At 62.7% G+C, this 11,644-nt stretch carries 14 protein-coding genes and 1 tRNA gene; 12 read left to right on the forward strand and 3 right to left on the reverse strand.

Annotation, left to right across the window (positions count from 1 at the left end):
• Positions 1 to 16 precede the first annotated feature (16 nt).
• From AC2CGQ_RS03715 to AC2CGQ_RS03740, 6 genes are all read left to right on the forward strand, one after another.
• Positions 17 to 1,423 carry an LLM class flavin-dependent oxidoreductase gene (locus AC2CGQ_RS03715; RefSeq protein WP_021505841.1) on the forward strand — a complete coding sequence of 469 codons (1,407 nt, stop codon included), beginning with the start codon at positions 17 to 19 and terminating at the stop codon, positions 1,421 to 1,423.
• Between the two features lie 7 nt (positions 1,424 to 1,430).
• Positions 1,431 to 2,450 carry a methionine ABC transporter ATP-binding protein gene (locus tag AC2CGQ_RS03720; RefSeq protein ID WP_088381739.1) on the forward strand — a complete coding sequence of 340 codons (1,020 nt, stop codon included), beginning with the start codon at positions 1,431 to 1,433 and terminating at the stop codon, positions 2,448 to 2,450.
• The gene (locus AC2CGQ_RS03725; protein ID WP_484593485.1) at positions 2,447 to 3,151 is read left to right on the forward strand and encodes a methionine ABC transporter permease; all 705 of its coding nucleotides are present in this window, start codon (positions 2,447 to 2,449) and stop codon (positions 3,149 to 3,151) included. The genes AC2CGQ_RS03720 and AC2CGQ_RS03725 overlap by 4 nt, the downstream gene beginning before the upstream one ends.
• 2 nt (positions 3,152 to 3,153) lie before the next feature.
• The gene (locus AC2CGQ_RS03730) at positions 3,154 to 4,029 is read left to right on the forward strand and encodes a MetQ/NlpA family ABC transporter substrate-binding protein (protein ID WP_076740683.1); all 876 of its coding nucleotides are present in this window, start codon (positions 3,154 to 3,156) and stop codon (positions 4,027 to 4,029) included.
• Between the two features lie 183 nt (positions 4,030 to 4,212).
• A complete protein-coding gene (locus AC2CGQ_RS03735; protein ID WP_172574818.1) occupies positions 4,213 to 5,643 on the forward strand; it encodes an MFS transporter in 1,431 nt (476 codons plus the stop codon).
• 17 nt (positions 5,644 to 5,660) lie between these two features.
• On the forward strand, positions 5,661 to 6,878 hold the full coding sequence (locus AC2CGQ_RS03740) for an acyl-CoA dehydrogenase family protein (RefSeq protein WP_015378415.1): 1,218 nt from the start codon (positions 5,661 to 5,663) through the stop codon (positions 6,876 to 6,878).
• 8 nt (positions 6,879 to 6,886) lie between these two features.
• On the opposite strand, the gene AC2CGQ_RS03745 is transcribed toward AC2CGQ_RS03740, so the two are convergent.
• Complete coding sequence (locus AC2CGQ_RS03745; protein WP_075685225.1) at positions 6,887 to 7,522, reverse strand: flavodoxin family protein; 636 nt, start codon at positions 7,520 to 7,522, stop codon at positions 6,887 to 6,889.
• A gap of 115 nt (positions 7,523 to 7,637) precedes the next feature.
• Here AC2CGQ_RS03745 and AC2CGQ_RS03750 point away from each other — a divergent pair, with 115 nt between their 5' ends.
• The 3 genes from AC2CGQ_RS03750 to AC2CGQ_RS03760 all read left to right on the forward strand — a co-directional run bounded on the left by AC2CGQ_RS03750 (position 7,638) and on the right by AC2CGQ_RS03760 (position 9,615).
• Positions 7,638 to 8,534, forward strand: a complete 897-nt coding sequence (locus AC2CGQ_RS03750; protein WP_082996628.1) for a LysR substrate-binding domain-containing protein — start codon at positions 7,638 to 7,640, stop codon at positions 8,532 to 8,534.
• 69 nt (positions 8,535 to 8,603) lie between these two features.
• Positions 8,604 to 9,191 carry a nitroreductase family protein gene (locus AC2CGQ_RS03755; protein ID WP_015378412.1) on the forward strand — a complete coding sequence of 196 codons (588 nt, stop codon included), beginning with the start codon at positions 8,604 to 8,606 and terminating at the stop codon, positions 9,189 to 9,191.
• 130 nt (positions 9,192 to 9,321) lie between these two features.
• On the forward strand, positions 9,322 to 9,615 hold the full coding sequence (locus AC2CGQ_RS03760) for a DUF2623 family protein (RefSeq protein WP_015378411.1): 294 nt from the start codon (positions 9,322 to 9,324) through the stop codon (positions 9,613 to 9,615).
• A 13-nt stretch (positions 9,616 to 9,628) separates the two neighbouring features.
• On the opposite strand, the gene AC2CGQ_RS03765 is transcribed toward AC2CGQ_RS03760, so the two are convergent.
• On the reverse strand, positions 9,629 to 10,198 hold the full coding sequence (locus tag AC2CGQ_RS03765) for a helix-turn-helix domain-containing protein (protein WP_015378410.1): 570 nt from the start codon (positions 10,196 to 10,198) through the stop codon (positions 9,629 to 9,631).
• A gap of 38 nt (positions 10,199 to 10,236) precedes the next feature.
• Between AC2CGQ_RS03765 and AC2CGQ_RS03770 the strand changes: the two genes are divergently transcribed.
• Positions 10,237 to 10,755, forward strand: a complete 519-nt coding sequence (locus tag AC2CGQ_RS03770) for a GNAT family N-acetyltransferase (RefSeq protein WP_015378409.1) — start codon at positions 10,237 to 10,239, stop codon at positions 10,753 to 10,755.
• Positions 10,756 to 10,772: 17 nt separating this feature from the next.
• On the forward strand, positions 10,773 to 11,213 hold the full coding sequence (locus AC2CGQ_RS03775; protein WP_015378408.1) for a DMT family transporter: 441 nt from the start codon (positions 10,773 to 10,775) through the stop codon (positions 11,211 to 11,213).
• Positions 11,214 to 11,270: 57 nt separating this feature from the next.
• Here the strand turns inward: AC2CGQ_RS03775 and AC2CGQ_RS03780 are convergent.
• A tRNA-Asn gene (locus AC2CGQ_RS03780) sits at positions 11,271 to 11,346 on the reverse strand.
• 62 nt (positions 11,347 to 11,408) lie between these two features.
• Here AC2CGQ_RS03780 and AC2CGQ_RS03785 point away from each other — a divergent pair.
• On the forward strand, positions 11,409 to 11,633 hold the full coding sequence (locus tag AC2CGQ_RS03785) for a hypothetical protein (RefSeq protein ID WP_134954186.1): 225 nt from the start codon (positions 11,409 to 11,411) through the stop codon (positions 11,631 to 11,633).
• Positions 11,634 to 11,644 lie beyond the last annotated feature (11 nt).

The raw sequence follows: 11,644 nt of genomic DNA on the forward strand, positions 1-11,644 counted from the left end.
AATTGTGGAGCTCGCTATGTCATCGCAACGTGAAATTCGTCTTAACGCTTTTGATATGAACTGCGTCGGCCATCAGTCGCCGGGGCTGTGGGCGCACCCGCGCGACCGTTCCTGGCAGTATAAGGATCTCGAATATTGGACCGATCTGGCGCGCCTGCTGGAACGCGGCAAGTTCGATGGATTGTTTATCGCCGACGTGCTGGGGATTTACGACGTGCTTAACGGCAGCGGCGACGCGGCGATCCGCCAGGCGACGCAGGTGCCGGTTAACGATCCGCTGGCGCTGGTGACGCCGATGGCGCTGGTTACCGAACATCTCGGCTTCGGGCTGACCGCCTCGCTGTCATTCGAGCACCCTTATCCTTTCGCCCGCAGATTGTCGACGCTTGATCACCTGACCAAGGGGCGCATCGGTTGGAATATCGTCACCTCTTACCTGGAGAGCGGCGCGCGCAATATTGGCCACCGGGCGCAGACCGATCACGATGCGCGCTACGACTACGCCGATGAATACCTGCAGGTGGTTTACAAGCTGCTGGAGGGCAGTTGGGAAGACGGCGCGATTTTGCGCGATCGTCAGCGGCGCATCTTCAGCGATCCGGCGAAAATTCATCCGATCAACCACAAGGGCGAGTTTTTCCAGGTACCGGGCATTCACCTGAGCGAGCCTTCGCCGCAGCGCACGCCGGTGCTGTATCAGGCCGGCGCTTCCAGCCGCGGCAAGCAGTTTGCTGCGGAACACGCTGAATGCGTGTTTGTCGCTTCTCCTTCGAAAACATTGCTGAAAAAAACCGTGGCCGATATCCGCCGCCGCGCCGCCGAGGCCGGGCGCGATCCGCGCAGCATCCTGATCTTCAACCTGCAGACGGTGATCGTCGGTGAAACTGACCGACAGGCGCAGGAAAAATGGCGGGAATACAAATCCTATACCAGCTACGAAGGCGCGCTGGCGCTGGTGTCCGGCTGGACCGGCATCGATTTCGGCCAGTATCAGCCGGATCAGGTGCTGAAGCATCTGCACACCAATGCCATTCAGTCGGCGGTGGAAACTTTCTCCAGCGCCGATCCCAGCCGTGAATGGACAGTACAGGGCATCGCCGAATGGGTCGGCATCGGCGGTTTCGGCCCGCTGTTGGTGGGCGGCCCGCAAACCGTGGCCGACGAACTGCAGGCGTGGGTGGAGGAAACGGATGTTGACGGTTTCAATCTGGCCTACGCCGTTACCCATGAAAGCTTCACCGACGTGGTGGAACTGCTGATCCCCGAGCTGCAAAAACGCGGAGCGTACAAGCGCGACTACACGGCGGGCACTCTGCGAGAAAAATTATTCAACCAGGGGCCGCGCCTGGCGGAGCCGCACCCGGCGGTGGGCTACCGCTGGCCGGCCGGCGCGTCCTTGGCCGATGCACTGAGCGTCAAGTGAGGATGCGATGATAGAGATTGAGGAGTTGCACAAGGCTTACCGCGCGCCGGACGGGCACCGGATTGAGGTGCTGAAGGGCGTTTCGCTGCGGGTGCCGGCCGGATCGATTACCGCCGTGGTCGGCCCCAGCGGGGCGGGCAAATCGACGCTGGCGAAATGCATCAGCCTGCTGGAGCGGCCGAGCAGCGGCAGTATCCGGGTGAACGGCCAGGACTTGTCGCGGCTTGCGGGCGAGGCGCTGCGCAGGGAGCGGCGGGCGATAGGCACGGTGTTCCAGTCTTCCGCGCTGCTGCAGCGCAAAACCGCCTGGCAGAATGTGGCGCTGCCGTTGACCTATCTGGGCGTGGTGCCGCGCGATATCGACAAGCGGGTAAAGAGCCTGCTGGCGGCGGTGGGGCTGGCGGACAAGGCGGCGTTTTACCCGGCGCAGCTGTCCGGCGGCCAGCGCCAAAGGGTCGGCATCGCCCGCGCGCTGGCGCTGAATCCGTCGGTGCTGCTGGCGGATGAGGCCACCTCCGGGCTGGATCCGGACGCCACCGGGGCCATTCTCAGCCTGCTTAAACAGCTGCGCGATCGGTATGGCCTGTCGATCATCCTGATCACCCACGAGATGGATGCGGTGCGCGACGCCGCCGACGCGGTGGCCGAGATCCGCGACGGCGTGATTGTGCAGCAAGGGCCGGTGCGCGAGCTGTTGGCAGCGCCCGATTCCTCTCTGGGCCGCCGGCTGTTCCCGCTGAAGACGCTGGCGTCCGACGCCGCGTTGCGGCTGCAGGTAACCTACTGCGCCCGTCAGCCGGCGGCCACCGACTGGATCAGCCGCATCAGCCGCCAACTCGACCTGCAGATCGATCTGTTGGGCGGCCACGTTGAAGTGGTGGGCGGCAGCCTGGCCGGGCGGTTGGAGATTGCGGTGCGTTTTGGCGGCGGTTCGCGTTCGGTGGCTGAACTGCAGGACGAGCTGCGGCGGTTGGGCATTCTCGCCGAGGTGCTGGAACAGCCGGCGGCGTTGAAGGAGGCGGTATGAAAAATCTGTCTGACAGCGTGATGAGCCAGGACACACCCTGGCGCGAGATCCATCGGTTGATGCTGCCGGCCTACGGCGAAACCTGGCTGATGGTCGGCATCGTGATGCTGTTTGTGGTGGCGATTGGCGGCGCCGTCGGCGTGGTGCTGTTCAACACCTCATCGCGCGGCTTGTTTCCGCGCCCGGCGCTGAATCGCGCGCTGAGCTGGTTGGTGAACATGGGCCGTTCGCTGCCGTTTCTGGTGCTGATGGCGGCGATTATTCCGTTCACCTTCTGGTTGACCGGCACCACCATCGGCATTCCGGCGGCGGTGATCCCGATGATCGTCGCCGGTATTCCGTTCTTCGGCCGGCTGGTGGAGAACGCGCTGCGCGAACTGCCGCCGGAGGTGACGGCGGTGGGGCTGGTGTCCGGCGGTTCGATCTGGCAGATAGTCACCCGCGCGCAGCTCAGCGAGGCGCTGCCGGCGATCGTCGCCGCCACCACGCTGAACGTCATCTCGATGATCGAGTATTCGGCCATCGCCGGCACCATTGGCGCAGGCGGCATCGGCTATCTGGCGGTGGTGTACGGCTACCAGCGTTTCGACAATCACATCATGATCGCCACCATTGTGGTGCTGATCGCCACGATCCAACTGATTCAGTTTATTGGTGACCGCCTGGTCGCCGCGTTGCGTCATCATCAGGAAACCCTTTAATCATGCCTAATCACGATTTTGAGATAGTGAAGAAGAAACGCTGGCCGTGGCCGGTGGGTATCGCGGCGGTGGCGATTATCGCCGTCGCGGTTTGGCACTTCAGCGCCCGCCAGCAGCAGACGGTGCAGTTCGGCAGCACGCTGAAAGTGCACTTTGAGCCGGCGATGGCCGGAGAGCAGCGGGTGATCGAGTACGTCGGCGAGCATATCGCGCCGGATTACGGCCTCAGGCTGGAGGCGGTTGGCCTGCAGGACCCGGTGCAGGCCGATCGTGCGGTGGCGCAGGGGCAGTACGCCGCCACGATCTACCAGCACCAGTGGTGGCTAAAGCAGGTGGTGGAGGCCAACGGTTTTAAGCTGACCCCGACGCTGCCGGTGTTTCAGTGGGCGTTCGGCATCTATTCCGACCGCTATACGTCGATCGCCGAGTTGCCGGACGGCGCGGAGATCGTGGTGCCCAACGACGGCGCCAATCAGGGGCAGGCGTTGTGGCTGCTGCAGCGCATTGGACTGATCGGGCTGGATCCGGCGATCGAGGCGCGCACCGCCAGGCTGAAAGACATTCGCGAGAACAAACGCCATTTTAACTTCAAGGAGCTGGATTTGCTGACCATGCCGCGCGCGCTGAATTCGGTAGATGCGGCCATTGGCTATGTGTCGCAGTTCGACGCCGGCAAAGTGCCGCGTGAGAAGGGCATCTTGTTCCCACCGGCGCCGAAGACCTTCGCCTCGCAGCTGGTGATTGGCACGCCCTATCTGCAGGACGAAAATATTCGCAAGCTGCAGCGGGCGTTTGCCGATCCCAGGTTGCAGGCGTGGCTGAAAAACACCGACGACCCGCTGGTGAAAGGCGTGCTGGTGCCGGTCTCGGCAGAATAATCCCCGCCCGAAATGGCCGTGATAAAGACCGGATTAACGCGTGTTAATCCGGCGTTTTCGTTACGCTGTAACTGTGTTTAATTTATTGATTTTAATGATATTTATAGAATAATTTGTTGTTTGTCGGCGTAATTTTTTCACCCTATAAACGAGGTGTCACCTGCCAATTACAACGAGGAAGCTATGAGTACCTTAAATATCGATACCGCGCCGCCGTTATCTGCGCCCATCGGCTCCGCCAGCGATGTGGCGCGTTTGATTAACCAACGCAGCGAGAAAAATACCCATGCGCGCATGATCGTGCTGTTGGCGCTGGGCGGTGTTTTTCTCGATGCCTATGATCTGACCACGCTGTCTTACGGCATCGATGACGTGGTGCGTGAATTCAGCCTCAGCCCGCTGCTGACCGGGGTGGTAACTTCTTCGATCATGGTCGGGACCATTCTCGGCAACCTGGTCGGCGGCTGGTTGACCGACAAGTACGGCCGCTATCAGGTGTTTATGGCCGATATGCTGTTTTTTGTGGTTTCCGCCATCGCCGCCGGGCTGGCGCCCAACGTCTGGGTGCTGATCGGCGCGCGCTTTTTGATGGGTATCGGCGTCGGCATCGATTTGCCGGTGGCGATGGCCTATCTGGCCGAATTCTCCAAATTCTCCGGCAAGGCCAACAAGGCGTCGCGCCTGGCGGCCTGGTGCCCGATGTGGTACGCCGCTTCGTCGATGTGTTTTCTGATCATCTTTGCGCTCTATTTTCTGTTGCCGGCCGAACATGCGAACTGGCTGTGGCGCGCCTCGTTGATTTTCGGCGCGGTGCCGGCGCTGCTGATCATCATGGTGCGCAGCAAGTTTATGAACGAGTCGCCGCTGTGGGCCGCTAACCAGGGCGATTTGAAAGAGGCGGCGCGCATCCTGCGCAAGTCATACGGCATCGCCGCCCATGAGGCGGAACCTGACGCCGCCCAACCGGCGGCGGCGAAGGTCAGCTTCCGCGTGCTGTTCCGCAAGCCGTACCGCGAGCGCACTCTGGTCTCCTGCGTGATGAACGTTTGCATTTCCTTTGAATACACCGCCATCGCCTTCTTTCTGCCGTCGATTCTGGCGCAGTTTCTCGGCGCCGGGGTGTTTGAAACCCTCTCCGCCTCGCTCGGGCTGAACGTGTTGTTCGCCTTTACCGGTGGCCTGCTCGGCATGCGTCTGGCATGGAAGTATCCGTCGCGCCACGTGGCGATCGCCGGATTTGCGCTGCAGTTTATCGCGCTGATTGCCCTGGCGTTGATCGGGCATCCGCAGGCGGCGTTCGGCGTTGGGCTGGCGATCCTGATGTTGGGCCTATGGCTGTTCGCCGAAGGCTTCGGCCCCGGCGCGCAGATGATGATTTACCCGGCGCTCTCTTACCCGACGGCGATCCGCGCCACCGGCGTCGGTTTCGGCCGTTCGCTGTCCGGTATCGGCAGCGCGCTGGCGCTGTTTATTCTGCCGATTTTGCAGGCGCGCTTCGGCACCGACATGTTTTGGATTGTTTCACTGGCGGCGGCGATCCCCATCGTCTTCCTGCTGATCATTCGCTTCGAACCGACGGCGCGCGATATCGACGATCTGGCCGATCGCGCTTAACCACAGAGGACACTGACATGACGCAACACCTGTTATCCACCGGAGCAGACTACGCACAGCTGGCCGCGCGTTTTCGGCCGATCTTCGCCGAAATCGCCGCTGGGGCGGTGGAGCGCGAGCTGTCGCGCACGCTGCCGCATGAACCGATCCGTTGGCTGAAAGAGGCGGGGTTCGGCAGGGTGCGCATCCCGCGTGAAAAGGGCGGCGACGGCGCTTCGTTGCCGCAGCTGTTCGAACTGCTGGCCGAACTGGCGGAGGCGGACTCTAACCTGCCGCAGGCGCTGCGGGCGCATTTCGCCTTCGTGGAAGATCGGCTGAACGCGCCGGACGGCCCGGAGCGCGATCGCTGGTTCGAACGCTTTCTCGACGGCGAGCTGGTCGGCAGCGGTTGGACCGAGATCGGCGGCGTGAAGCTGGGGCAGGTCAATACCCGGGTAACGCCGCAGGCCGACGGCTGGTCGCTCAACGGCGAGAAATTTTACAGCACCGGCAGTCTGTTTGCCGATTGGATCGACGTGTATGCCGAGCGCAGCGACAGCGGCGGCCCGGTGATCGCTTTGGTTAACGTCGCCCAGCCGGGCGTAGAGCGCGACGACGACTGGGACGGATTTGGCCAGCGCACTACCGGCAGCGGCACCACGCGTTTTATTGATGCGCAGGTCGAGCAGGCGCACGTCTATGACTTTGCCGAGCGCTTCCGCTACCAAACTGCGTTCTATCAGCATGTGTTGCTGGCGACGCTGGCGGGGATCGGCCGCGCGGTGCTGCGAGACGTCGGCGAGGGCGTGAGGCAACGTAAAAGGATCTATAGCCACGGCAACGCCGGTTGGGTGAAGGACGACGTGCAGATCCAGCAGGTGGTGGGGCAAATCAGCGCCTGGGCCTATGCGGTCGAGGCGACGGTGCTAAAAGCGACTTCCTCGCTGCAGCAGGCTTATGAGGCGCATCGATCCGGCGATGAAGCGCTGCTGCAGGCGCTTAACGTGACGGCGGAGCTGGACGCCGCCAGGGCGCAGGTCATCGCCGGGGAGTGGGTGCAGCGCGCCGCCGGTGAATTGTTCAATGCGCTCGGCGCTTCAGATACCCGTACCGGCAAGGCGTTGGATCGCCACTGGCGCAATGCGCGCACGCTCTCTTCACATAATCCGGTGATCTACAAGGCGCGCAATATCGGTGACTGGGAAATTAACCGCCATACGCCGACCTTTATCTGGCAAATCGGCAGTGGCGGTTGAGGCCGTGGCTATTCCGTCCAAACCTGCGTGCTGCGCGGGCTGTCCATCTGATAATCCGAGTAGGGGCGGGTGAAGAACTCGCGCCCCAACTCGCGGGCGGCCCGCAGCGGGTTGCGCGGATCGCGGGCGATCTCGCCGCGCTGGTTGCCGGCGCCGTGCACCAGCCCGACGAAGGCGGAATGGGTGTAGCGGCTGAACTCCTGGATCTGATGCACGATGCCCAGCGCCGCGCCGGGATAAGTTTCTTCCGACGCCACCGCCAACCCGATGCGTTTGCCGCTCATGCGTTGGTGCACCTGTTCCGCCTGAGGGTAGGCGTTGGAATAGAAGCTGAACGAGCGATCGAAAAAGGCCTTGGTTTGCGCCGACATGCCGTACCAGTAAATCGGCGTGCAAAATACCGCGCCGTCGGCCGGCAGGAAGTGCTCCAGGAACAGCTCGGCGTAGCGATCGGCCGGCGGCGGCGCGTGGCGCTCATCGCTGAGAAAACCGCTCAGGTAATCGTCGAGAAAATGCAGGCTGGCGACGGTGCCGGCTTCGGCGGCGCCCGCCATGATCGCCTGCGCCAGCGTGGCGCTGTTGCCGTCGCGGCGCGGGCTGCCGACCAGCACCACCAGGCGCTTGGATTGATGAGCTGTATTCATGTCATGCTCCTTGGTGTGAAGTGAACTCAGCCTTAATCTAGAAGCGAACGTCTGCAGGCGACAAATGACGGTTTTTCTGCCAGGATGAACTCAACTCATCCCAAGAGGCTTCGCCATGTTCGCTACGCTGCCCGTCAACGCGTTACGCACCTTTGAATCCGCCGCTCGCCTGCGCAGCTTCAAGCTGGCGGCGGCCGAGCTGGCGGTGACGCCGACGGCGATTTCGCACCAGATCAAGGCGCTGGAACAGCAGCTGGGTTTTGCGCTGTTCGAGCGGGTGCCGCGCGGCGTGCGGCTGACGGCGAAGGGCGAAACGCTGTTTGCCGGAGTGCACGGCGCGCTGCTTGATGTCGCCGCCACGCTTGAGGGCCTGCGGCCGCAGCCCAGCAGCGGCTCGCTGTGCGTCTCGGTGACGCACTCGTTCGCGGCGCTGTGGCTGGTGCCGCGCCTGGGGCGTTTCTACCAGGCGCATCCGCACTATCTGGTGCGCCTGGAGGCCTGCGCCGAGGTGATCGACCTGCAGCAGGACGCCAGCGTGGATGTGGCGGTGCGCTACAGCCGCGCGCACTATCCCGCGCTGCATCAGGCGGCGCGGCTGGAGGAAAGCTTTGGCGTCTACGCCGCGCCGGGGCTGGCCGCCGCTCCGCCGGAAAATCCGGTGCTGATCACCGTCAAGTGGGGGGATTCGGCGCTGTACGACAGCGGCTGGCATGACTGGTGCCGGGCCGCCGGCGTGGACTGGTGGCAGCGCCATGCGGCGATGCGCAGCTATCACGAGGAGCATTACGCCCTGCAGGCGGCGGTGGCCGGGCAGGGATGGGTGCTCGCCAGCTCGGTGATGGTGTCCGAGATGGTGGACAACGGTCTGCTGGTGGCGTACCGGCCGGAGGTGCGCGTACCGGGCGCCGCATACAGCGTGCTGTGCGCCCCAGGGCGCGAGCGGCATCCGCCGGTCAGGGCGTTTCTGGCCTGGCTGCGGCAGGAATTGCCGCAGGACAATGGCACGAAATAAAAGTTTTACCGTCCTAAGCTGTGGGAATATCAGCGAACTTTTGTTTTTACTTCACTGCGAGAACCTATCATGAGCCAGCCAAGAATCTCCGATTACCCGATTGACGCGCAATTTATCGAGCGCTGGTCGCCGCGCGCGATGACCAACGACGCCATCGACGATCAAACGCTGCTGAGCTTCTTTGAAGCAGCGCGCTGGTCGCCTTCGGCCTACAACATTCAGCCGTGGCGCTTTGCCTACAGCAAGCACGGCTCCGACAGCTGGGAGAACTACCTGGAGTTCCTGATCGACTTCAACCGCGGCTGGGCGCAACACGCCTCGGCGCTGGTGGTGATCGTCTCCAAAACCACCAGCCTGAACGGCGAGCGTCTGGTGGACAACCCGACCCATGCATTCGACACCGGCGCGGCCTGGGCCAACCTGGCGCATCAGGCGCATCTGAAAGGCTGGCTGACCCACTGCATGAGCGGCATTCACCACGATAAGATCAAAGCGGCGTTGCAGCTGCCGGACGACTATGCGGTGCACGCCATGGTGGCGATCGGCAAGCCGGGCGACAAAGCCCGCCTGCCGGATTTCCTGCAGGAGAAAGAAGCGCCGTCGGGCCGTCTGCCGCTCGGCAAGACCGTCAGCGAAGGGCTGAATTTCACGCTGTGATTGCCCGCTTTCTCGCAGGCCCGCTTGGCGGGCCTTTTTTATGCGGCGAGTAAAACTTAGGGAGTATGTTCTCGTTCGCTCATTCGCTGTATATTTTGTTATATAGCGATTGTGCGGTGAGGAGGAACCCGTGGGAGATCATTTTGGCAAAGGGTTGTTGGCGGGGTTAAAGGTAGAGAACCTGAAGCCGGAGGCGGAGCTGTCGCGCTTTTGCTCCGACTACAAGCGCGGTTTCGTGCTCGGTTATGCGCACCATTTGGCGCAGCGCTGCGGCGACGAGAACCGGGCGGCGTTCGAGGCCGGGCAGCTCAGCCGCGCCTATGGCCTCGGCCGCGAGCCGATGAGCGAGTTCTTCTCCGGCGGCGACAGCCGGTTGGCGGAGAAGTTTTTCCACGCCGGCTATAACCAGCCGACGCCGGGGTAGCGCCGGTGAGCCGTCAGGCGGCGCTCAGCACCGCCACCATATACACGCATGCCTCATCGCTTTGGTTTTCAAAGCGGCAGTCCGCCGGTGGGCCGAGCTCCAGGCAGTCGCCTTCGGCCATTTCATGGCGCGCGTCGCCCTCAAGAAAGACCAGTTCGCCGGATAAAACCCAGATCAGCTGACGCTTGAAGGCATACACCGAAGCCGGCATCGGGATCGCTGCGCCGGCCGGCAGTTCGATGCGCACCAGATCGAGCGGCAGATCGGTGCGCGGCGACACGTGGCGCCGCACGTAGCCGCTCTCCGGATCGACCCAGACCGGTTGATCTTCCCGGCGCAGCAGCCGGCCTTCCTGCGTTTCCGCGCGGGCGATCAGTTTGGACATGCTGAGACCGAACGCCCCCGCCAGTCTGCCCAACAGCATCGCCGTCGGGCTGCTCTCGCCGCGTTCGATCTTATGCACCATCGCCCGCGATACGCCCGCCCGTTCGGCCAAATCGGACAGCGACCAGTGGCGCGCCTCGCGTTCAATGCGAATGCGCGCGCCGATCAGCTGATTTAGATTGTCTAATTTAATATTCATATCGTAGTATTATAGTGGACAATTGGCCGGGGTAAACCATGATTATACGAAATGCGACGCTCAACGATAGCGCGGCGATTGCCGCTATCTATAACGACGCGGTGTTGAACAGCACCGCCATCTGGAATGAACAAACCGTGGATGCGGCCAACCGCGCGGCGTGGATCGGCGAGCGGCAGGCGGCGGGCTACCCGGTGCTGGTGGCGGTGAACGCCGCGGACGAGGCGATCGGCTACGCGTCGTTCGGCGACTGGCGCGCCTGGGATGGTTATCGCCATACCGTGGAACATTCGGTGTATGTCCATCAGGCGCATCGTGGCGCAGGGATTGGCAAGTCGTTGCTGCTGGCGCTGATCGCACGGGCGCGGGAAATCGGCAAGCACGTGATGGTGGCCGGCATCGAATCCGGCAATCAGGCCTCGATTAAGCTGCATCTGGCGCTGGGGTTTCGCGACGTGGGGCGCATGGAACAAGTGGGCGCCAAATTCGGCCAATGGCTGGATCTGACCTTCCTGCAGCTGAGGCTCGACGAGCGGGCGACGCCGCCCGCGCGCTGATCCCGGGAGACAGGGCGATGAATATGCTGTTACTGCTGATCGCGGCGGGAATGGGGCTGGTGGTGCAGAATCTGCTGATGGTGCGCATTACCGAAAGCGTTTCGACCATCCTCATTACGCTGGTGATCAACTCCAGCGTCGGTTTGTTGTTGCTGGTGGGGTTGCTGCTGGCCAAAAACGGCCTCGGCGCGGTGGCGGAAGTGACCGGCGCCGCCAGGTGGTGGATGCTGTTGCCGGGGCTGTTGGGATCGCTGTTCGTGTTCGCCGGCATTCTGGGTTACCAGAAGCTGGGGGCGGCGGCCACCATTTCGATCCTGGTCGCCAGCCAGCTGTGCATGGGGCTGTTGGCCGATGCCTATCGCGCCGGTCCGGCGGCGCTGCGTGAGAATCTGCCGGCGCTGGTCGGCGCCTTATTGCTGGTGGCGGGCGCCTATCTGGTGGCGAAACGCAGCTTTTGACGGCGGCTGAAAGGCAAAAAGCCCGCTCGGGTTTCCCTGAGCGGGCTTCTCTAAATTTGGCTCCTCTGACTGGACTCGAACCAGTGACATACGGATTAACAGTCCGCCGTTCTACCGACTGAACTACAGAGGAATCGTTGGAACGGGGCGAATAATAGCGGGGCGGTTGCGGCTTGTAAAGCGTGAAAACGCCCGATGCGTTCGTTTGCTGCAAGATTGCCCAACCTGCTGCTTTTTCTCGCTTTTGTCGCTTATCCCGCGCGCAGCGCCGTCGAATTGCCCGTTGATCGGCGCCGTTGCCTGCCGATGGTGCAACGGTTGCCCTGCGCGGTGGCGCGCGCCGCCCGGCGAACGGCCATTTACCGCCTTGTACCCCGCTTCCACGGCCGTTTACCGACTCTGGCCTGGATCTTGCTGTGATTGCATGACCG

Source organism: Serratia sp. DFXYC6 (assembly GCF_057196085.1).

Coding starts and splice junctions, on each gene's coding strand:
- AC2CGQ_RS03755 (WP_015378412.1), top strand. CDS start 8,604: ATGAGCCAGCCAAGAATCTCCGATTACCCGATTGACGCGCAATTTATC.
- AC2CGQ_RS03750 (WP_082996628.1), top strand. CDS start 7,638: ATGTTCGCTACGCTGCCCGTCAACGCGTTACGCACCTTTGAATCCGCC.
- AC2CGQ_RS03775 (WP_015378408.1), top strand. CDS start 10,773: ATGAATATGCTGTTACTGCTGATCGCGGCGGGAATGGGGCTGGTGGTG.
- AC2CGQ_RS03720 (WP_088381739.1), top strand. CDS start 1,431: ATGATAGAGATTGAGGAGTTGCACAAGGCTTACCGCGCGCCGGACGGG.
- AC2CGQ_RS03745 (WP_075685225.1), bottom strand. CDS start 7,522: ATGAATACAGCTCATCAATCCAAGCGCCTGGTGGTGCTGGTCGGCAGC.
- AC2CGQ_RS03735 (WP_172574818.1), top strand. CDS start 4,213: ATGAGTACCTTAAATATCGATACCGCGCCGCCGTTATCTGCGCCCATC.
- AC2CGQ_RS03785 (WP_134954186.1), top strand. CDS start 11,409: ATGCGTTCGTTTGCTGCAAGATTGCCCAACCTGCTGCTTTTTCTCGCT.
- AC2CGQ_RS03740 (WP_015378415.1), top strand. CDS start 5,661: ATGACGCAACACCTGTTATCCACCGGAGCAGACTACGCACAGCTGGCC.
- AC2CGQ_RS03725 (WP_484593485.1), top strand. CDS start 2,447: ATGAAAAATCTGTCTGACAGCGTGATGAGCCAGGACACACCCTGGCGC.
- AC2CGQ_RS03770 (WP_015378409.1), top strand. CDS start 10,237: ATGATTATACGAAATGCGACGCTCAACGATAGCGCGGCGATTGCCGCT.
- AC2CGQ_RS03715 (WP_021505841.1), top strand. CDS start 17: ATGTCATCGCAACGTGAAATTCGTCTTAACGCTTTTGATATGAACTGC.
- AC2CGQ_RS03730 (WP_076740683.1), top strand. CDS start 3,154: ATGCCTAATCACGATTTTGAGATAGTGAAGAAGAAACGCTGGCCGTGG.
- AC2CGQ_RS03765 (WP_015378410.1), bottom strand. CDS start 10,198: ATGAATATTAAATTAGACAATCTAAATCAGCTGATCGGCGCGCGCATT.